The organism is Campylobacter sp. IFREMER_LSEM_CL292 (genome assembly GCF_025771615.1).
GTDB lineage: Bacteria > Campylobacterota > Campylobacteria > Campylobacterales > Campylobacteraceae > Campylobacter_D > Campylobacter_D lari_D.
The window spans coordinates 99,834-119,832 of the sequence record NZ_JAKMQP010000005.1 but is presented as its reverse complement, the minus strand read 5'-3'; the positions used below and the strand labels follow the sequence as shown (position 1 = coordinate 119,832).

Here is a 19,999-nt window from a genome sequence, read left to right as displayed (position 1 = left end):
ATTGATACCTTTTTGGATTGCTTGTAAAGGGGATAGTAATTTTGAAGAAAAAAAGTAAATAGCAAAACATGAAATAAACAATATAATAATAGAAAAAATAATTTGCTTATATGCGTCTTTTAAAACCAACATTTCCAACTCATCTTGCTTTTGAGTTGCACAAGCAATATAGCTTACTTTAGCTTTTGAATTATCTATATTAGCGCAAATTCCAAATCTTTCTTCTTGTGTATCAACGCTTATATATTCAAATGTTTTATAATCTCCAAATTGCTGATGATATTTTTTTATCTCTTCTATACTTGGATGTTGAGTTAAGATTAGTGATTTATTATTTGATGCAAAAGGAATAGAGCTTGTTGTATCAAAAACAAAAACATTTCCTGGAAGTTTTTCAAAGGTCTTTTGCAAAGATGTTAGCAGTAAATCAACACCTAAAACACCTATCAACTTACCGTTTTTCTTAATCGGGGTAGAATAAGTAAAACTAGGTAATTTTGTAACAGAATCTTCATAAACATCGCTTATAAACACTCCATCATTTGCAATAGCCCCTTTATACCAGTCTCTAGAAGTAGCATCGTAACTTGGATCATCATAAGAAGAAACTCCACCACCTCTTTTTCTAAAATTAACTCCTTTTTTATCAGAAACAGTATCGCTTACAAGCATAGTTCCATCGGGAAAACCAACATAGACAGCTAAAGTATTTGATCCATCTTTAAAAATTTTTAAATCATCTCCTAGTATTTGCTCCATAGAATCAAAATTTAAAACTTGATTTTTTCCCAAAGAATCAATATATTTTTTTATGGCAAGTAAAATATCTATATAGCCATCAACATATCCTTCCACTTGAGTTTCTGTGATCAATAAATAATCTTCATTCGCTTGTTTACTGTTTGAAATTAAATTATTTCTACTAGAAACAAATGCCATTATAGTGATTATTGATAAAGCTAAAAAGACAATAACACCAACAACAATGGACAATTTATTTTTCACACTCATTTGTGTATTTGCATTCATGTATCTCCTTTTTTGTATTTAAATTGAAGTATTTTAGTAAATATATTTTATCAAAAAAATAATAAATTTTAATAAAAATTATATATTATGACAAAATATTTGTTTATTATTTAAAATAATACTCTGCTGGTTTAGTGAAGAAAAATTAGGTATATAAGCATAACCACTAATAGGATTTATAACTATACATATATGCTGATCTTGTTTATTAGATAATCTTATAATGCAGTTATTATTAAAAGATAAGAGCTTATCATAAGGACGCATAGCATTTTTCAAAGGTGTATATAAGCGACCATAATCATCAAAAATTAAACGCGTACTTCCCTTGCAAGCACCTTCAAACAAAACTTTTGAAATACCATATGTTTTTTCTATATTATATTTTAAATTCGCCTTAGAATCATTTTGATTTATTACTCCACTTTGTCCTGAGTTCATCAATAAGTTTGGATTAATCAAATCAACAGCTATTTCTCTGTCTTTATTGATCATATTTTTACCTATATTTGCATTACCATCACCATTTTTATCTAAAAAAATAGTATAAGTTTGTTCATTATTTGTAGCTGACTTTGAGCGTATGAAATATAATTGCCATTTGGCTTTAAACCACTCTCGTTTAGCAATATTAAATTCTTTTACTCTAAAATCATTTTGTATTAATGCTAAATGTCTTGTGTATTTAATATCATTTAAAATTTGTTCAGCCCCTAAACGCAAATAGTCAGGTTTGTAATAAAAATACCCCATAGAAAACAATAAAGATAATATAATACAAACAAAAACTAATTCTATTAAAGTAAAAGCTTGTTTCATTTTATATAATAATAAATTTTATGCCTACCTAAACTAACATATATCTTACTAGTTTTTTTACTAGAATGAAGTTCTAATTTACCTTTGGAAATACCATAAAATTTAAGTCTTAAAGCTAACTCTTTATCTTTAGTGAAAATATGTGTAAAATTTCTTTGTTTTAACTTTAAAGACAATTCTTTAGCAATATGATAATCATAAGCAAAATGTTTTTTTGGATCTTTTAATAAATAATAAAAACTTTGATTAAAAATAATACCAAGATAAAAAAATAGTAAAAAAACTAAAGAGCATTCTATAAAAATTTTATGTTTTAGGCGTAATTGTGGCATTCTTGAGCGATAAGAAGACATTAAATAACGAACTAATAATGGAGTACAAACTACACAAAAAGGTAAAAAGTCTTCTAAAAAAAGTCTTTGTCTTATAGAAAAAATCAAACAAAAAACGAAAGTAGTTGCGCTAATAAACCATAAAAGAGGTTTATCATCTTGTAAAAGAATTCTATAAATAACATAAAAAAAATAAAGAAAAATTAAAGGTGAAAAGCAAGCTGCAAAAATACCTAAAGTATCTAAAAAATATCCTTTAGGTTTTCCACTTGCATCAAAACCATAAATACTCATTGCAATAGCAAATAAAATCAAAGAGCATGCAATAAGTAATTTATCTTTTTTATATATAGCAAAAAAGAAAAAAGATAAATATAAAATTACAAAATTTCCATCTACAAAAAGAACTAAAAAAAACAAGATATAAAATAAAAAGAATTTTTTATATTCAAACAGTACCAAAATCAAAAGCGTAAAAAATATTACTACGCTAGATTCATTGATAAGCAAAGCACTGGCTACACTACCAGGAAGCAATATAAAAAGCACAACAGAAATAAAAGCATCAAAAGAAGTTTTGGTGTATCTTAAAGCCAAAATATACAACAAAATACAACTTAAAGAATGCAACAAAACAAACGGAAGTCTTAATCCAAAATCATTTTGTCCAAGAAGAGTAGTACCAAATCTAGCAATCATAGCAATTAAGCTATGATCGTAAAAATAAATTTGTGCTTCATTATAGCTGATAGATAAAGTGCTTACACCATATAATAAAGCACAAAAATCAAAAAATAAAACGGCTAATAAATACCTTTTCATTTTTGATTAGTCAAGTTTTACAGGCCCATTACTTGCGTGAGATTGTAAAAATCTTAAAATTCTATCTTTTTCCGCATCAGTGATTTTAGCAAAACCTTGCATAGCAGATAAATATGCATCCCATTCTTCCATTAAATGTTCTTTTGGTTTATGTGCTGCGTGACAACTTGTGCAAGTATCATAATAAGTTAATTCTATCTCATCCCAAGCAAGAATTTCTTGATCGGTCAAATCTTTACTTTTAACTAAAAATTCCATTTCATTGCTTGCATTTTTACCATTTAAAGTAAGTAAAAGATAAATTCCATCTTTGGTATAAGCAAGGCTTTTTGGATTTGACTCCACAACCTCACCTTTGACTTTAATTAAAGAGTATTCACCTTCTTCTTTTATAAGCTCCACTTTAGAGCCTTCATAAATTTGTCCTACTACTTTTTTACTAGCACTATCTAAAAGATCTACTTTTTCATTAAAAATAAACATATCTTTAGCAAACAAAGCACTAGCTAAAAAAGTTAATGTTAATATAATTTTCTTCATTTTAAGCTCCTATGATTTCTGGTGGTGTAGTTGAATTATAAGGTTTTATAACTTCTTTTAGCTTTTTAATACCCACTAAGCAAGTATTTACACTAGTTGCTTGAGCCATAGTTGAAGTTGGTCTTGAGCTTGTTAAAACATTTACATGACCTGCATTACATCTTGGCTTGCTATCGCTTACATCTTCAGGGTCATACCAAGCACCTTCTTGGATACTAACAACTCCTTCCATGATATTATCTGTTACAAAAGCACCTGCTAAAAGTGATCCACGATCATTATATACTTCTACAACTTCTCCGTGGGTAATACCAAGTTTTTTGGCATCATTTGTATTAATCATCACAGGTTCTCTACCTTGAATTTTATACAAATCTCTCACCCAAGTATTATCAAGTTGAGAATGCACTCTATATCTTGGATGTGGACTTACTAAATGGAAAGGAAATTTTTTAACTAATTTTTCATTGCCCAGCCACTCTGCAGGCTCAAACCATGTTGGATGTGCTTTAAAATCATCTAAATTGTATTTTTCAAATTTTGGAGAATAAATTTGGATTTTTCCACTTTCTGTTGCAAGTTTATTTGCCACAGGATCGGCCCTAAATTCAGAGTGTCTTACAAAATTATAAGCTTCTTTTGGTGGTTCAAAATGGATAAAACCTTGTTTCCAAAAGTCAGCAAATTCCATATAATAAGGACAATCACTTCTTCCATAAAAACCTTCAAGCCATTGTTGTTTTGTTTTATTACCTGTAAATTTTTTATGCTCTCTCTCGCCAATTCTTTTTGCTAATTCTTCGAAAATATCATAGTCATTTCTACTTTCAAAATAAGGCTCAATTACTTTTTTCATAGCATAAACATAATCTTGAGAATAAGAGCCACCAAAGCTAATATCATCTCTTTCTAAAGTTGTAGTTGAAGGTAATACAATATCTGCCATTTTTGCCATAGGAGTCCACCAAGGCTCATGTACAATTAATGTATCAAGTGTTCTTAAAGCTTTGATAAGTTCATTTGTATTTGGATGATGGCCCAATACAGAAGCACCCACTACATACATGAGTTTAATTTTAGGATAAGTGATTTCTTTACCTTTAAATTTAACTGTTTTACCTGGATTTAAAATAGCTTCTGAAACTCTACTTGCAGGAATATTAGTATCAAGATTATTTTTACCTTGTGGTAAACCTACTGGTAATCTTACACCTGAAAATGCTTGACCACCACCTGAATAATGCATAGAAAAACCAAATCCACCACCAGGTAAGCCTACTTGACCTATCATTGAAGCTAAAACCATTAAAGTCCAATCAGCTTGCTCGCCATGATGTGCTCTTTGCATAGCCCAGTTACCTGCTAAAAAGGTTCTATTTTTTACAAAAGTATCTGCCAATGCGGTAATAACTTTTTCTTCAACGCCGGTAATATTTGCAGCCCAAGCTGGAGTTTTATCAATACCATCAGTTTTTCCAAGCAGATAAGGTAAGAATTTGTCAAAACCATCAGTGTATTTTTCAATGAATTTTTTATCATATTTTCCACTTTTATATAAATAATTCATCATACCAAGCATTAAAGCAACATCAGTATTTGGACGAATCTTAATCCACTGAGCATTTAAAATTTCTGCTGTTTGAGTATATTGAGGATCGATAGTTATAAATTTAATTTTTGATTTGCTGTATTTTTTATAATAATCATCATTACCACGATTTGCAACTTTAAAATCAATTTGATTACATTTATAAAGATCAGCTCCCCATAAAACATAAACCTGAGTGTTTTCCAAAATAACTTCATGAGAAGTTTGTAAAGAATAAACTTCCAAATCTCCTACTATACTAGCATTTACTTTACCAGCAGCACCATTACTATACTCACCATCAGTGCCAATATGGCCACCTAAAGCGGTATTAAAAAATCTTCCTGCTACTGAGTTACAATTGTGCAATAAACCTACATGTCCCCATGCACCATAACTTGCATTAAATAAATTTTCAATAGGGGTTTCTTTTAATTTTTCCAATACAAGCTCTAAAGCTTTCTCCCAACTTACTCTTACAAAAGGTTCTTTACCTCTTAATTTAGGTCTTTTTTTACCTTCTAAAAAGCTTTTTCTAACACAAGGATACTTTACCCTAGTGTCTGAATAAGTTCTATCGATAATAGCATCAGTTATTACTGAAGGATGTTTATCAGATTTTTGTGGAGTAACTTTTACTATTTTTCCTTCTGAATTTACTTCAGCCCAAAAAGCACCAAAGTGAGTTGCATGAGGAATTTTTTTAGTATCGTAAAATTTTGTTTGTGCTGCCATTAAAGGATTAACGGAAGCAACTGCTGAAGTTGCAGCAAGACCTTTTAAGAATTTTCTTCTTGTTAAACTCATGTTTGTCCTTCCTTTTAGTTTAGTATTTAATTATATTGTATTATTTATAGCTAATAATAAACTAAATTTTAATACTCCAGAAAAAATCAATCCATTCCTTAGCTTCTTTAATATAAAATTCAGGGATTAATAATGCTGAAGTTTTGTAAAAAACACTTGCTACTTTAAGCTCTAAATGAGGAAACTTTTGACTTAAGACTCTCTTAATTTCTATCATAGTTTCACCACTATCTATGATATCATCTACCAAAAGAACTTTTTTATATGAACTAAGATCAGGAATATTAAAAATTTTAATCGTATCTAATTTTTGAGTATCTTCATAATGGATAGAATTTAAAGAAAATAAATTTCTATTACCCATACCTTCTGCTAAAAAATGGCCCAAAGTCATACCACCTCTTGCTATAGCAAGTAAAACATCGGGATTAAATTCCTCTTTTATTTTGCGCGTAAAAGGGATAATTTCTTTTTGAAATTCTTCATAAGCATAATAATACATAATCACTTCCTATAAAAATTGTAATAAAAATACCAATAATGAAATTGCACTTAAAATGATAATTCCGAGATTAATTTTATCAAATTCTTTTTGCATAATACGCATAAATAAATACGCAATAAAACCAAAAGCAAAACCTGTTGTAATAGAATAAGTCAGCGGCATCATAATAATAATAAAAAACGCACTCACAGCTATTGCTTTATCTTTAAAATTAATATTTGCAACTTCCATAAACATTAAAACTCCAACAAGAACCAATACAGGATAAATAGAATTTGCAGGAATAGCTTTAAATACCGGTAGTAAAAATAAAGTGAAAACAAAACATATAGCAGTAACTAAAGCTGTAAGACCTGTTCTACCGCCTGCTTCAACTCCTGCTGAACTCTCCACAAATGCCGTTACAGTAGAGGTACCAACAACTGCTCCCATAGCTGAACTAACAGCATCTACTCCTAAAGTTTTTCCTAGTTTTTTATCACCTTGTTTTGGATCATCAAATATTTTTCCTCTTGAGCCTACGCCTGTGATTGTCCCTACGCTATCAAAAAGCTGAGTAACAAAAAAAGTAAGCACTATAGGAATCATACTAAGCTCTAAAGCTCCTTTAATATCAAGCTTACCAAATATTGCACTTAAGCCATTATCTCCGTTTATAACTGGCATCGACAAAAGTTGTTCTGGAAACCTAGCTCCATCAATACCAAAAATCCAAGCACACAAAGCACTTACAAAAACAGCTAAGATAAAAGCAGCTTTAATCCTCCAAGCCCAAAAAACAAAAACTAAAAACAAACCAAATAATCCAAAAAGTACTTTAGTGCTTGAAAAATCTCCCAAGCCTACTAAAGTTGCTTCGCTTTTGGTGATAATTCCCATTTGCACAAGTCCCATAAAAGCTATAAAAGTTCCAATACCCGCTGATATAGCTTTTCTTAGATCATTTGGTATGCTTTTTATAACCCAAATTCTAAAATTAGTAAAAGATAATAAAGTAAAAACAATACCTGATAAAAAAACAGCCCCCAAAGCACTTTGCCAAGGAATTTGATAAGTATTACACACGCTAAAAGTAAAATACGCATTTAATCCCATGCCTACACTCATAGCCACAGGAGTATTAGAGAAAAAAGCACTTAAAGTAGTAGCTATAATAGTTACCAAAGCGGTTGCTACGATTAAAGCTTCTAGTGGCATACCTGAATTGCTCATTATATTAGCATTAACTGGTATAATATAAATCATTGCTAAAAAGGTAGCAATACCTGCATAAATTTCAGTTTTTACATCGCTATTATGCTCTTTAAGTTTAAAAAAATCCATTTTAATCCTTAATAAATTTTTAGTTCATTATATAAACTATCTCGCTCTATTGCTATATAACCTGAACTTTGAATCATCTCTATGAAGGTTTTTAAACTTAAGCCATTTGAACTTTTTGCTCCACCTGCACTTTGTATGCTTTCTTTTTCTATGGTACCATCTAAATCATTTGCGCCAAAATCTTGAGCCACCATAGCTAAATTTATACCCATAGTTGCCCAATAAGCTTTGATATTTTTAATATTATCAAGCACTATTCTTGCTATAGCTAAAGTTTTTAAAATTTCCACCGAGCCAAGTGGCTTTTTACCTGTAATAAAACTATTATCTTGTTGCCAAACTAAAGGAATAAAAGCATTAAACCCACTTGTTTGATCTTGGAGATTTCTTAATCTTATCATGTGATTAATTCTATTTTCTCTACTTTCTATATGCCCAAATAACATAGTAGCATTACTTTGTTTGCCTTTTTCATGCCAAAGTTTGTGAATTTTTAACCAATTTTCACTACTTACCTTACCATGACAAATTCTTTTTCTAACTTCTTCATCAAAAATTTCAGCTCCACCACCTGGCATAGAATCAATACCATACTCAAGCATTTTTTCTATCACTTCTTCATAACTCATATCAAAAGCTCTACTTAAAAAATCAACCTCAGCAGCAGTTAGAGCTTTAATGTGTAAAAATGGATATTTTTCTTTAATCATTTTAAAAATTTCTAAATACCACTGCCATGATGTATTTTTATTGTGCGCTGAAACAATATGAATTTCTTTCGTATCTCTTAAAACTGTCTCATCAACTATTTTCATTATCTCTTCATGTGTCATAGTGTAAGGATTAGGATTTTTCCTATGTGCTGAAAAAGCACAAAATTTACAAGTATCTGCACATATATTTGTAGGATTAATATGTCGATTGATATTAAAATAAACCTTTTTGCCATGCAAATTAGTACGAATTTTTTGTGCATATTTAGCTAGAGTAAAAAGCTCTAAATCCCAAAGTTTATTAGCCTCTTCTTCGTTTAATCTTTCTTGATTTTCTAATTTTTCTATAATTGTTTGCATATTCTTACCATATTTTTAATTTTAAACTACAATTATAATTTTAACTTACTTAAAATTTAATACAAAGTATTTTTTGGTATGATTTTAACAAAAATTTAAAGCAAGGAATAATTTTCAAAAATGGATATGCAAAAAATTCAAAAATTAAAAAATTCTTTAAAAGACTATGAAGCATATTGTTCTAGACTTTTTTTAAAGCAAGGCTCTTTTAGCTTTTACCATTCTAAAGAGATTGATCGTTTTATAGAAGATATTTATGAACTTGTTTTAAATGATTTTTTTGATGATTTTTTTCCACATAATGACAAAATTCCTTTTTGTATTATCGCCATTAAACAATATGCTAAAATGAATTTAAGCATAAAAGAAAATATTGATTTATTGCTTATTTATAAAGATATAAAAGCTTATAATATTAAGCCTTTAATGAAAGCATTTATTACTTTTTTAAACGATATTGGTTTAAGCATTAACTATCAAATTTGTGAAATAAATGGACTTTATAATATAGCTAAAAATGAGCTTAAACAAAATATTTTACAATATCGCTATATTAGTGGCTCTAAGATTTTATTTAAACAAATCAAAGAAAAAATTTCCCAAGCTCAAGATGAGTTAAAAGAAGAATTTGCTCTAAAAATCTTGCATGAATTTAACCCTTATTATCAACCTTTAATCAAGCAAGAATTTGATATTAATAAAAATTTTGGCGGTTTAGATGAGCAACTTAATATGGAAAATTTAAATATTTTATTTAAAGATTCTCCCAAAAATTATATGCTTAATTTTATCAATGAAAAAGAATTTAGCGAATTTAAGCTTGCAAGTGATTTTTTATTTTCACTTAAATGTGCAATGAATCTTTTAGAAGGTAAAAACACAAATTTATTTTTAATACAAAATTCACAAGAACTTGCTAACTTAATGCATAAAAAAGAAAAGAAAAATTTAGATCTTAAATCCATACTCATTCAAAAAGCAATGCAAAGTATGCAAATTTGTGGAATTTATACACATTTTTTAGCAAGGTGCATCCAAGAAAAACATTATAAAGAAAATAAACTTTATGAAATACAAGATAACTTTTTTACCTATTCAGATGAAAATGAAAATTTAAATTCAATACTCAATCGACTTTTAAAACTAGAAGATGAGGAATTTATTTTTGATATTAAACTAATTTTTGCATTAAAAAGAGCAAAAAATAATGATGAAAATTTGGAGTTATTTAAAGGTATATTAGAAAAAAAACATTCTTTTAGTATTTTAAAACTACTAAACAATGCAAATATTTTAAAAGATTTTTGCAAACCATTAATTCAAAGTAAATTTTTACTCGAAGAAGAAGGTGTTTATAGCGCATTAGATAGAGCATTACTTTGCTTAAAATACTTTGAAGAAAAAGATTGCAAATTTGATAAAAAAACACTTCTAATAATAAAGCTTACCATACTTTTAAGTGCTATTCATGAAGAAAATGAAATTTCTTTAGCTAATATTTATAGAGCTTATGTTGGAAAATTCCAAGTTGATAATGAATTTTTAGATTTTGGCTTAAGATTATTTAAAAATTTCAATGCTTTTAAAGATATTATAGAAAAAGAAGATATTTATAATTCTACTATTGTATTAAATTTTATTTCCAAATTAAATGATACTCATACCCTAAAAACCTTACATCTTTTATCTTTTTGCAATGCTAAAGCTTTGGGTATAGAAAATCATTTTTATTATAAAAGTTTAGAAAGATTGTTTCAAAATGCACTAGAAGGTTTTGAGGATGAAAATTTAATTGATGAGAGTCAAAGAAGGGTAAAAAAAGAACAAACCCTAAAAAGAAGCAAGGCTTTTTTAGATCTTGATGAGCAAACTCAAAACAATATCACTCATATTAAATCTAATCTCTTTTTTATAAAAAATAGCTTTGAAAAAATTATTAAAATAACACAGATTGCGCAAAAAGAAAATTTTACTTTTTGGCTTGACAATCAAGATAATTTTACTCTAGAGCTTCTAATGAATAGAAAAAATAATCTTAAAAATATACTTAACACTTTAAGTTCTTTAAATTTAGTCTTTATGAGTTTTTTTGAATTATTTGATGAAAAAGTTTATCTGAAATTTGAATATTCAGATATAGTAAGTGATAATCAAAAACAAAGTTTAGAAAATTTACTTAATTCTAAATTACATTTAAAAGTACAAAAAAAAGCAAAAAAACCAAACATTAAAAAAGATGAATTAAAATTAGACATGAATTATTCCAAAAGCTATGCCAAAATAACCTTAAACACAAAAGATCAAAAAGGTTTAATGGCTTATGTAATGGATGTGCTTGTAAGATATGATATTATCTTAAGTGCAGCAAAAATTCAAACTATAAAAGAAAGAACGCGAAATGTTTTGATTTTGCATAAAAATGAAAGCTTGCAAGATCATAAAGATCAAATTCTTAAATCACTAATAAGCGAGTAAAAGATGTGTGGAATAGTAGGTTATATAGGAACTAAAGAAAAGAAAAAAATCATATTAGAAGGTTTAAAAGAGCTTGAATATAGAGGTTATGATAGCGCCGGTATAGCAGTAATGAAAGATGGAGAATTAGACTTTTTTAAAGCGGTTGGAAAATTAGAAAATTTAGCTAATAAAACTGCTAATTTTAATAGTGATGGATTTGGGCTTGCTATAGGCCATACGCGTTGGGCAACTCATGGAAAACCAACCGAAATAAATGCGCATCCACATTTAGGACAATACTCTTGTGTAATACATAATGGAATCATAGAAAATTACCAAGAATTAAAAACAAAACTCACACAAGAAGGTATTAATTTTCTAAGTCAAACTGACACTGAAGTTATTGTACATTTATTTGAATATCATGCGAGTAATTTAGAACCATTTGAAGCTTTTAAAAAGACCATAGCTGAACTAAAAGGTGCTTTTGCAATCTTGCTTGTGAGTAAAAAAGATCCTAATACAATTTATTTTGCTAAAAATGCTGTACCACTCATCATCGGAAAAAATGGCGACGAAAATGAATATTATTTTGCATCAAGTGATGCACCTTTAGTTTCTTTAGTGGATAAAGTAGCTTATCTTGAAGATGGAGATTATGGATATGTTAATTTAAACGAATGTAAAATTTGTCATGATCAAGCTTGTATACAACCTACTTTCGTAGCTTTAAGTCAAGATAAAAGTTATGCTCAAAAAGATGGTTATAGATTTTTCATGGAAAAAGAAATTTATGAGCAAAGTAGAGTTTTAGGTGAAGTTTTAATGGGACGCTTGCAAGGTGAGCAGATTGTTTTTGAAGATATAGATGAAGTTCTTTTACAAAACATAGATGAAATCACACTTTGTGCTTGTGGTACAAGCTATCATGCAGCATTAAGTGGGGCTTATTTACTTGAAAGACTTGCAAAAATTAAAACTAAAGTTGAAGTAGCAAGTGAATTTAGATACAGAGAAGCTATTATAGGTAAAAATACTCTTTTTATAGTAATCTCTCAAAGCGGTGAAACAGCTGATACACTAGAAGCTTTAAAAATAGCAAAAACACAAGGAGTTAAAACTTTAGCAATATGTAATGTGGATAATTCTAACATCGTGCGTTTGGCTGATATATCTTTACTTACTAGAGCGGGCATTGAAAAAGGTGTAGCTTCAACTAAAGCATTTGCCACTCAAGTAGCAACTTTATGGATGCTTGCAATCTATCTTGCACAAAAAGCAAATTTAGATATGGGTAAAGAAATCAAAGCTCTAAGAAGCTTGCCAAGTATAGTTAAAGTTGAACAAAACTTACATGAAAAAGTACATAGAATTTCAAAAAGATACCTACATGGCCATGGCTTTTTCTTTATAGGAAGAGATGTATTTTATCCATTAGCACTAGAAGGAGCTTTAAAACTTAAAGAAATTTCATACTTACATGCTGAAGGCTATCCAGCAGGTGAAATGAAACATGGACCTATTGCTCTAGCAGATAGTGAGCTTTTTACCGTTGCATTAATGCCGCAAAATTGTCTTTATGAAAAAACAAAATCAAATGTAGAAGAATTAGCTGCAAGGGATTCTACTTTACTTGCTATCTCTCCACTTGATTTTGATTTAAGTGATGATTTTATAAAAACTTCAAAACAAGAGCACTATATGTGCGAATTTTTCGAAATGATGGTAATCTTACAACTTCTAGCTTTAGAAGTTTCTATAAGACTTGGCAATGATGTGGATATGCCAAGAAATCTAGCAAAAAGTGTTACAGTAGAATAATATTTGTGTAGTTTTGAAAAAAACTACACCTTTCTTCAAAAATTTTATAAATACTTCTTAAATTATAAGCAAACTTTAGGGTTTATTTAGTTTAAATATCACAACTTATTTTATTACAAGGAAAGGCCATGGAATACAGAATCGAACACGATACTATGGGAGAGATAAAAGTTCCTAATGATAAATATTGGGGAGCACAAACTGAAAGAAGTTTTGAAAATTTTAAAATTGGTTGTGAGAAAATGCCAAAAGTTTTAATTTATGCTTTTGCAAATCTTAAAAAATCTTTGGCTTTAGTAAATAATAAACTTGGCAAATTAGATGATGTTAAAAAAAATGCTATCGTGCAAGCTTGTGATGAAATTGTAGCAGGAAAATTTGACGATAATTTCCCACTAGCAATATGGCAAACAGGTTCAGGCACTCAAAGCAATATGAATATGAATGAAGTTATAGCAAACCGTGCAACTGAAATTATGGGTGGAGATTTTAGAAAGGAAAAGCTTGTTCATCCAAATGATCATGTAAATATGAGTCAAAGTTCAAATGATACTTTTCCAACTGCTATGAGTATAGTTTCGGTAGAGCAAGTAGAGAAAAAACTTATCCCTGCTTTAGATGAGCTTATTGCAACTTTTGAAAAAAAAGTAAAAGAATTTGAAGGAATTATTAAAATAGGAAGAACTCACCTTCAAGATGCTACACCACTTACCCTAGCTCAAGAATTTAGCGGATATCTTTCTATGTTACTTCACTCAAAAGAGCAAATCATCGCTTCTTTACCTACATTAAGAGAACTTGCAATAGGTGGGACAGCTGTTGGTACAGGATTGAATGCGCATCCAGAACTTAGTGAAAAAGTAAGTGAAGAATTAAGCAAGCTAATAGGCACTAAATTTGTTTCAAGTCCAAATAAATTCCATGCCCTAACAAGCCATGATGCAATTAATTTTACTCATGGAGCCATGAAAGGCTTAGCTGCAAATTTAATGAAAATAGCAAATGATATTAGATGGCTAGCAAGTGGTCCTAGATGTGGTCTTGGGGAATTAAACATACCTGAAAATGAGCCAGGAAGTTCTATCATGCCAGGCAAGGTTAATCCTACTCAATGCGAAGCTTTAACTATGGTTGCAGTGCAAGTTATGGGAAATGATGCAACTATTGGCTTTGCAGCAAGCCAAGGAAATTTCGAGCTTAATGTTTTCAAACCTGTGATTATTTATAACTTCTTGCAAAGCCTTGATTTATTAGCTGATGCTATGCATTCATTTAATATCCATTGTGCTGTTGGTATAGAGCCAAATAAAGAAAAAATAGATCATAATTTACATAATTCTTTAATGCTAGTAACTGCACTAAATCCACATATTGGCTATGAAAATGCAGCTAAAGTAGCAAAAAATGCTCATAAAAAAGGTATTTCTTTAAAAGAAAGTGCTATGGAACTTGGCTTAGTAAGCGAAGAAGACTTTGCTAAATTTGTAGATCCTACAAAAATGATAGGAGTAAAAAAATAATCAAAAGACTAGGAATAACCCTAGTCTTTTTAAGGATTTAGATGATTTATGAAAATGATTTTTTATTTATAGAAAAAGAAGATTCTCAAATTCCTTGGGTAAAAATTTTTACTAAAGAAAATTACAGAGAATTAAGTGATTGTCCAGCCTTTTTGCAAAATATGCTTTTTCAGTATGTTTTAGCTTGTGAGTTAAGCCTTAGAGAATACTACAACCCAGAAAAAATCAACATAGCTTCCTTTGCAAACTATGTGCCAAGAGTGCATTTTCATGTTATGGCACGTTTTAAAGAAGATGGGTTTTTTCCTGAATGCATGTGGGGAAAACAACAAAGAGAAATTAAGGATTTAAAATTGCCTGATTTTGAAGGATTTGTATCAATTTTACTTAAAAAAATAAACAATATTCATGTTTAAAAATTTATTAATTCTAGTTATCAAATCCTATTACATTATCTACTTAGGATTATTTTAGTACAAAAATCATATAAGTTTAAAATATGAGAAAATCAAACTATAAGCTTGATAATAATTCATCTTTATTTTTATAAAAGGTCAAATAACTTTTTTTAAAACTCATGTTTTTATTAAAAACAGCAAATAAATTATTTAATATAATAAACTAAAATTTCAAAAAAGAAAGGTTTAAATTATGAAGCAATTGTTATTTTTACTTACACTTTGCTCATTTGCATTTTCCACGCAATGTGAGGTTAAAATAAAGCAAATTCAAAAAGAAATAGCTTATGCTAAAAATTACAATCATCAAGAAAAAGCTTTAAGTTTAGAATTAGCCTTAAAAGAAGTCCAGGCAGATTGCGCAAAAGATCCTCTTTTTTATGATAAAAAATTAGAGGGCAAAAAACTTAAAGAGCAAGAGATAGAAAAAATCGAACAAGAGTTAAAAGAATTAAAAAAACAAAAAGATTATATGAGTAAAACAGAGTATAAAAATAAAAAACAAGCTTTAAAAGACAAAAAAGACAAAATCAAAAAAGAGATTGAAGAATACATCAACAAACTCTAATTTAATTCCAAATTTGCCACCACTTTTTATTTTGTTGTTTTAATTTTTGCATTAAAATATTTTGATTTTTTAATGCAAACTCATTTTCTCCATCAAGCTTTGATAATTCTTTGGTATATTCTAAAACTTGTTTACTCAATCATTTTATTAAAAATTCTATAGCCTTTTGATATCTTCGAAATTCTCAAAGTCGCTTCTTAAACAAGAGCTAGATCAATATAAGTTTACAATTTTTTTAAGGCTTTTATTTGCTTATCTAAAAGTATATAAACTCTAGCTCTGTTAAAATATACTAAATAATATGTATTATCTAGTACATGGTTTTATTGAAAGCCAAAAGTACTTCTTGAAATTTGAAACAATTAAATCCACAAAATGCTCTATTGTGATAAGCTTCCAAAAACAATACGCTCGCTTAAAACTTCATCGCATTTTTCAAATTCTGAATTTTCAAAATATTCTTTAGCTAAATCTGATAATTCAGTGATTAGATTATCCAAATATTAATCCTAGTTTTGATTTTCTTTATTTAAACTTTTCAAAAATTCTTCTATATTATATTTTGCTCTATAAGTTTCACTCATTAAGTGAATCAAAATATCTCCTAAATCAAGTACAGTCCATTCTTCACTACTTTCTATATTTAAAAACTCCTCACCTTTGCTTTTAAGATTAGTTTTTAAATCATCAATTAAAGAAAGCGCGTGTCTTTCCCCCATAGTAGTAGCAATCACTACAAATTTAACAAAATAATCCTTATCTTGCATATCAAAGCTTTCTATTAAATCTGCTTTTTTATCATCTAAAATCTGCACTATATTATTAATTCTTTCTTGCATTGTTTTCCTTTTGTTAAATATTTTTAAATTTAGAATAATAAAGCTTAACTTCTTCTTTGATTTGCTCACAAACTTGCGTTGTTTGTAAAGTTTGTCTTATAAAAGATGAAGAGATATTTACTTTAGTATCTAAAGTTTTAAAATGTTTTGGTATAAAAATATCATCTCTTTTAGCTATAACAAATTCTACCAAATTTTGCAATCTTTCAAATTCATGCCATTTTTCAAGACTTTGCAAATGATCAGCTCCTAAAATAAGATAAAATTTTGAAATTTCATATTGCTTATATAAAAATTCAACACTTTCTATACTAGGCACAGGTCTTTGCTTTTTTATTTCAAAATCACAAATTTCAACTTTTATTAAGCTACCCCAAATTTCCTTGCACCATTTTAAGCGTCTTTGTTCATCTGCAGTAAATTCTTGTTTAAAAAAACTAATAAAAGTAGGCATAATAATGAGTTTATCAAGCTCTAAATTTTCTAATGCATTTAAGACTATAGCATTATGACCTAAATGAGGCGGATCAAAACTACCGCCAAAAAGTGCGATTTTCATTAAAATTTAACCTTTTTTTAGTAGAATTTTATCTACTTAATCATAAAAAGGAAATGAAAATGGCTGTAAAAGTTGCAATAAATGGCTTTGGACGCATTGGAAGATGTGTTGCAAGAATTATCATGAAACGCGATGATATAGAACTTGTAGCGATTAATGATACCACTGATATTGAACTCACAAAATATCTTTTTAAATACGACACCGTTCATGGGGTATATGATGGTAGTGTTGAAAATGAAAATGATGATTTAATAATTGATAATAAAAAAATAAAAGTTTTAAAAAGTAGAAATGTAGCAGATTTAGACTTTGCAAAATATGGAGCACAAATTGTTTTAGAGTGTACCGGTGCACACTTAACTATGGAAAAATGTCAAGGATTTTTAGATCATGGAGTGCAAAAAGTCATCATGAGTGCACCTGCAAAAGATAAAACTCCAACCTATGTTTTAGGAGTAAATGCTCACGAATACAAAGGCGAAAATATCATCTCAAATGCAAGTTGTACCACTAACTGCCTAGGACCAATTTGTAGAGTTTTGCAAGATAATTTTGGCATAGAAAAAGGCTTAATGACTACTATACATGCTTACACCAATGGTCAAAGTATTATTGATGCAAAAGCAAGAGATAAAAGAAGATCACGCGCTGCTGCACAAAATATCATCCCTACTTCAACTGGTGCAGCAAAAGCTATGAAGCTTGTTATGCCTGAACTTGATGGAAAATTACATGGTCAAAGCATGCGTGTGCCTGTAGCTGATGTATCAACTGTAGATTTAACTGCAACTTTAAAGAAAAAAGTAAGTAAAGAAGAAATCAATGAAGCCTTTAGAAAAGCAGCTGCTAGTAATTTAAAAGGCATATTATTGGTAGATGATGAAGAAAGAGTTTCTAGTGATTTTATAACTTGCTCTTATGGTGCAATTGTAGCAAGTGATTTAACTCAAGTTATTTGTGATGATTTTGTTAAAGTGGTTGCTTGGTATGATAATGAATGGGGTTATTCTTCTCGTTTAGTAGATATGGCAGTATTTATAGCAAAGGCTTAAGATGAGTAGTATTTTATCGATTAAAGATATTGATCTTGCAAAGAAAAAAGTATTTATAAGATGTGATTTTAATGTTCCTCAAGATGAGTTTTTAAATATCACCGACGATCGTCGTATTCGCTCGGCCATCCCTACTATAAGGTATTGTTTAGATAATGGCTGTGCGGTTATTTTAGCTTCACATTTAGGGCGTCCAAAAGAAATAGCTTCAAAATACTCTTTAGAACCAGTTGCAAAAAGACTTGCACGCTTAATGGCTAAAGAAGTCATCATGGCTAAAGATGTTATAGGTGAAGATGCAAAGAAAAAAGCTAGCGAATTAAAATCAAGTGAAATTTTGCTTTTAGAAAATTTACGCTTTGAAAAAGGTGAAACTAAGAATGATGAAAACTTAGCTAAAGAACTTGCTTCTATGGCTGATGTTTATATTAATGATGCTTTTGGGGTTTGCCATAGAGCCCATGCTAGCGTTGAAGCTATTACAAAATACTTTGATAATGCAAACAAGGGTGCGGGATTTTTACTCCAAAAAGAAATAGAATTTGCAAGCAATCTTATCAAACACCCTGCGCGTCCTTTTGTAGCTGTAGTGGGTGGCTCTAAAGTAAGTGGAAAATTACAAGCTTTGACTAACTTACTTCCAAAAGTAAATAAATTAATCATAGGTGGAGGTATGGCCTTTACTTTCTTAAAAGCTCAAGGTTATGATATAGGAAATTCTCTTTTAGAAGAAGATTTAATTGAAGAAGCAAATAAAATCTTACTCAAAGGTAAAAATCTAGGTGTAAAAATTTATCTTCCTGTGGATGTTACAGCAGCGCAAACTTGCTCTCAAGAAGCAGTAATGAAATACACCCCTGTGCAAGAAATTCCTGCAGGTTGGATGGGACTTGATATAGGTCCTGCTAGCGTAAGATTATTTAAAGAGGCACTTTCTGATGCTCAAACTATATGGTGGAATGGGCCTATGGGGGTTTTTGAAATCGATAAATTCTCAAAAGGTAGCATTAAAATGAGTCATTATATTAGCGAATCTCATGCAACAACTGTAATAGGTGGTGGTGATACTGCTGATGTTGTAGCAAGAGCGGGTGATGCTGATGAGATGACTTTCATTTCAACTGGCGGTGGGGCATCATTAGAACTTATAGAAGGAAAAGAACTTCCTGGTGTAAAACCTTTGACTATAAAGGATAATGAATGATTTTTGCAGCAAATTTAAAGTGCAATCATACAAGATCAAGCTTTGAACTTTATGCTCAAGAATTAAACCAAAACTTAAACAAAGAAGATGAAATTTTCATCTTCCCTCCTAGCATAGCTTTCTTAAAAGACAATTTTTCATTTCAGCAAGGCGCGCAGAATTTCTACCCTTGTGAAAATGGAGCATATACCGGAGAAATAGGTAAAATTCACTTAGAAGAATTTAATATCAAAAGCGTTTTAATAGGCCACTCTGAAAGGAGAGCTTTAAGTGAAAATGAAAGCTTTTTAAGGGCTAAATTTGATTTTGCAAAAAATCTTGATTTTAATATCATTTATTGTATAGGCGAAAGTTTAGAAACCAAAAATACTAATAAAAGCTTGGATTTTTTAAAAAAACAAATTGAAAATATTGATTTATCTTATAAAAAACTTATCATAGCATATGAGCCTATTTATTCTATAGGCACAGGAGTTAGTGCTAATCTTGATGATATTAATACCATACTTAATTTTTTAAGAGAATTTACTAACGCTAAGCTTTTATATGGTGGAAGTGTTAATCAAAACAATATTAAAGAAATTTGTGCTTTAAAAAATTGTGATGGAGTATTAATAGGTTCAGCCGCATTAAATGCAAATGATTTTTTAAATATGATACAAATAGCCAAAGGTTAAAAA

General features: G+C 29.3%; 19 protein-coding genes. 8 read left to right on the top strand and 11 right to left on the bottom strand.

What is annotated here, in order from left to right; all coding sequences use genetic code 11:
• The 8 genes from L8T82_RS04630 to mqnE all read right to left on the bottom strand — a co-directional run.
• A partial coding sequence (locus L8T82_RS04630) for a cache domain-containing protein (RefSeq protein ID WP_263725975.1) occupies nt 1-1,029 on the bottom strand: 1,029 nt, incomplete at its 3' end.
• A 78-nt stretch (nt 1,030-1,107) separates the two neighbouring features.
• Nucleotides 1,108-1,848: a Tfp pilus assembly protein FimT/FimU gene (locus L8T82_RS04625; protein ID WP_263725974.1), complete on the bottom strand. Its 741-nt coding sequence runs from the start codon at nt 1,846-1,848 to the stop codon at nt 1,108-1,110.
• Nucleotides 1,845-3,002, bottom strand: a complete 1,158-nt coding sequence (locus L8T82_RS04620; protein WP_263725973.1) for a hypothetical protein — start codon at nt 3,000-3,002, stop codon at nt 1,845-1,847. Before L8T82_RS04620 ends, L8T82_RS04625 begins: the two co-directional genes overlap by 4 nt.
• 6 nt (nt 3,003-3,008) lie before the next feature.
• Nucleotides 3,009-3,542 carry a hypothetical protein gene (locus L8T82_RS04615; protein WP_133319345.1) on the bottom strand — a complete coding sequence of 178 codons (534 nt, stop codon included), beginning with the start codon at nt 3,540-3,542 and terminating at the stop codon, nt 3,009-3,011.
• A gap of 1 nt (nt 3,543) precedes the next feature.
• Nucleotides 3,544-5,937, bottom strand: coding sequence for a molybdopterin guanine dinucleotide-containing S/N-oxide reductase (locus L8T82_RS04610; protein WP_263661046.1), 2,394 nt, complete (start codon nt 5,935-5,937; stop codon nt 3,544-3,546).
• A 61-nt stretch (nt 5,938-5,998) separates the two neighbouring features.
• Nucleotides 5,999-6,439 carry a phosphoribosyltransferase gene (locus L8T82_RS04605; protein ID WP_133319347.1) on the bottom strand — a complete coding sequence of 147 codons (441 nt, stop codon included), beginning with the start codon at nt 6,437-6,439 and terminating at the stop codon, nt 5,999-6,001.
• Between the two features lie 9 nt (nt 6,440-6,448).
• Complete coding sequence (locus tag L8T82_RS04600; RefSeq protein WP_263661047.1) at nt 6,449-7,765, bottom strand: NCS2 family permease; 1,317 nt, start codon at nt 7,763-7,765, stop codon at nt 6,449-6,451.
• An 8-nt stretch (nt 7,766-7,773) separates the two neighbouring features.
• Entirely contained in the window at nt 7,774-8,838 is a 1,065-nt protein-coding gene (gene mqnE / locus L8T82_RS04595; protein ID WP_263664608.1) for an aminofutalosine synthase MqnE, read from the bottom strand.
• 120 nt (nt 8,839-8,958) lie between these two features.
• On the opposite strand from mqnE, the gene L8T82_RS04590 reads away from it, so the two are divergent.
• The 5 genes from L8T82_RS04590 (at nt 8,959) to L8T82_RS04570 (ending at nt 15,662) form a co-directional block, all read left to right on the top strand.
• Nucleotides 8,959-11,313, top strand: a complete 2,355-nt coding sequence (locus tag L8T82_RS04590; protein ID WP_263725972.1) for a nucleotidyltransferase — start codon at nt 8,959-8,961, stop codon at nt 11,311-11,313.
• A gap of 3 nt (nt 11,314-11,316) precedes the next feature.
• Nucleotides 11,317-13,116 (top strand): glutamine--fructose-6-phosphate transaminase (isomerizing), encoded by a 1,800-nt coding sequence (gene glmS / locus L8T82_RS04585; protein WP_263725971.1) that lies wholly within the window; start codon nt 11,317-11,319, stop codon nt 13,114-13,116.
• Between the two features lie 128 nt (nt 13,117-13,244).
• Nucleotides 13,245-14,636, top strand: coding sequence for a class II fumarate hydratase (gene fumC / locus L8T82_RS04580; RefSeq protein ID WP_263664611.1), 1,392 nt, complete (start codon nt 13,245-13,247; stop codon nt 14,634-14,636).
• 41 nt (nt 14,637-14,677) lie between these two features.
• Nucleotides 14,678-15,052: an HIT family protein gene (locus L8T82_RS04575; protein WP_263662839.1), complete on the top strand. Its 375-nt coding sequence runs from the start codon at nt 14,678-14,680 to the stop codon at nt 15,050-15,052.
• A gap of 235 nt (nt 15,053-15,287) precedes the next feature.
• Nucleotides 15,288-15,662, top strand: a complete 375-nt coding sequence (locus tag L8T82_RS04570) for a DUF1090 domain-containing protein (protein ID WP_263725970.1) — start codon at nt 15,288-15,290, stop codon at nt 15,660-15,662.
• 1 nt (nt 15,663) lies between these two features.
• Here the strand turns inward: L8T82_RS04570 and L8T82_RS04565 are convergent, their stop codons facing one another.
• The 3 genes from L8T82_RS04565 to nadD all read right to left on the bottom strand — a co-directional run bounded on the left by L8T82_RS04565 (nt 15,664) and on the right by nadD (nt 17,060).
• Nucleotides 15,664-15,801 (bottom strand): hypothetical protein, encoded by a 138-nt coding sequence (locus L8T82_RS04565; RefSeq protein ID WP_220566298.1) that lies wholly within the window; start codon nt 15,799-15,801, stop codon nt 15,664-15,666.
• A 370-nt stretch (nt 15,802-16,171) separates the two neighbouring features.
• The gene (gene rsfS / locus L8T82_RS04560) at nt 16,172-16,501 is read right to left on the bottom strand and encodes a ribosome silencing factor (protein WP_263725969.1); all 330 of its coding nucleotides are present in this window, start codon (nt 16,499-16,501) and stop codon (nt 16,172-16,174) included.
• 13 nt (nt 16,502-16,514) lie between these two features.
• Nucleotides 16,515-17,060, bottom strand: a complete 546-nt coding sequence (nadD, locus tag L8T82_RS04555) for a nicotinate (nicotinamide) nucleotide adenylyltransferase (RefSeq protein WP_263725968.1) — start codon at nt 17,058-17,060, stop codon at nt 16,515-16,517.
• Nucleotides 17,061-17,119: 59 nt separating this feature from the next.
• Between nadD and gap the strand changes: the two genes are divergently transcribed.
• From gap to L8T82_RS04540, 3 genes are read left to right on the top strand one after another with little or no spacing between them, the layout of a single operon-like run.
• On the top strand, nt 17,120-18,115 hold the full coding sequence (gap, locus tag L8T82_RS04550; RefSeq protein ID WP_220566300.1) for a type I glyceraldehyde-3-phosphate dehydrogenase: 996 nt from the start codon (nt 17,120-17,122) through the stop codon (nt 18,113-18,115).
• Nucleotide 18,116: 1 nt separating this feature from the next.
• Nucleotides 18,117-19,319, top strand: coding sequence for a phosphoglycerate kinase (locus L8T82_RS04545; RefSeq protein WP_263725967.1), 1,203 nt, complete (start codon nt 18,117-18,119; stop codon nt 19,317-19,319).
• Nucleotides 19,316-19,996: a triose-phosphate isomerase gene (locus L8T82_RS04540; protein ID WP_263725966.1), complete on the top strand. Its 681-nt coding sequence runs from the start codon at nt 19,316-19,318 to the stop codon at nt 19,994-19,996. The genes L8T82_RS04545 and L8T82_RS04540 overlap by 4 nt, the downstream gene beginning before the upstream one ends.
• The last annotated feature ends 3 nt before the right edge of the window (nt 19,997-19,999 follow it).

What these genes read in the sequence shown, in the direction of transcription:
- L8T82_RS04620 (WP_263725973.1), bottom strand. Translation starts at nt 3,002, where the DNA reads ATGAAAAGGTATTTATTAGCCGTTTTATTTTTTGATTTTTGTGCTTTA.
- nadD (WP_263725968.1), bottom strand. Translation starts at nt 17,060, where the DNA reads ATGAAAATCGCACTTTTTGGCGGTAGTTTTGATCCGCCTCATTTAGGT.
- L8T82_RS04570 (WP_263725970.1), top strand. Translation starts at nt 15,288, where the DNA reads ATGAAGCAATTGTTATTTTTACTTACACTTTGCTCATTTGCATTTTCC.
- L8T82_RS04610 (WP_263661046.1), bottom strand. Translation starts at nt 5,937, where the DNA reads ATGAGTTTAACAAGAAGAAAATTCTTAAAAGGTCTTGCTGCAACTTCA.
- gap (WP_220566300.1), top strand. Translation starts at nt 17,120, where the DNA reads ATGGCTGTAAAAGTTGCAATAAATGGCTTTGGACGCATTGGAAGATGT.
- L8T82_RS04545 (WP_263725967.1), top strand. Translation starts at nt 18,117, where the DNA reads ATGAGTAGTATTTTATCGATTAAAGATATTGATCTTGCAAAGAAAAAA.
- L8T82_RS04615 (WP_133319345.1), bottom strand. Translation starts at nt 3,542, where the DNA reads ATGAAGAAAATTATATTAACATTAACTTTTTTAGCTAGTGCTTTGTTT.
- L8T82_RS04605 (WP_133319347.1), bottom strand. Translation starts at nt 6,439, where the DNA reads ATGTATTATTATGCTTATGAAGAATTTCAAAAAGAAATTATCCCTTTT.
- L8T82_RS04600 (WP_263661047.1), bottom strand. Translation starts at nt 7,765, where the DNA reads ATGGATTTTTTTAAACTTAAAGAGCATAATAGCGATGTAAAAACTGAA.
- fumC (WP_263664611.1), top strand. Translation starts at nt 13,245, where the DNA reads ATGGAATACAGAATCGAACACGATACTATGGGAGAGATAAAAGTTCCT.
- mqnE (WP_263664608.1), bottom strand. Translation starts at nt 8,838, where the DNA reads ATGCAAACAATTATAGAAAAATTAGAAAATCAAGAAAGATTAAACGAA.
- rsfS (WP_263725969.1), bottom strand. Translation starts at nt 16,501, where the DNA reads ATGCAAGAAAGAATTAATAATATAGTGCAGATTTTAGATGATAAAAAA.
- L8T82_RS04625 (WP_263725974.1), bottom strand. Translation starts at nt 1,848, where the DNA reads ATGAAACAAGCTTTTACTTTAATAGAATTAGTTTTTGTTTGTATTATA.
- L8T82_RS04575 (WP_263662839.1), top strand. Translation starts at nt 14,678, where the DNA reads ATGATTTATGAAAATGATTTTTTATTTATAGAAAAAGAAGATTCTCAA.
- L8T82_RS04540 (WP_263725966.1), top strand. Translation starts at nt 19,316, where the DNA reads ATGATTTTTGCAGCAAATTTAAAGTGCAATCATACAAGATCAAGCTTT.
- glmS (WP_263725971.1), top strand. Translation starts at nt 11,317, where the DNA reads ATGTGTGGAATAGTAGGTTATATAGGAACTAAAGAAAAGAAAAAAATC.
- L8T82_RS04590 (WP_263725972.1), top strand. Translation starts at nt 8,959, where the DNA reads ATGGATATGCAAAAAATTCAAAAATTAAAAAATTCTTTAAAAGACTAT.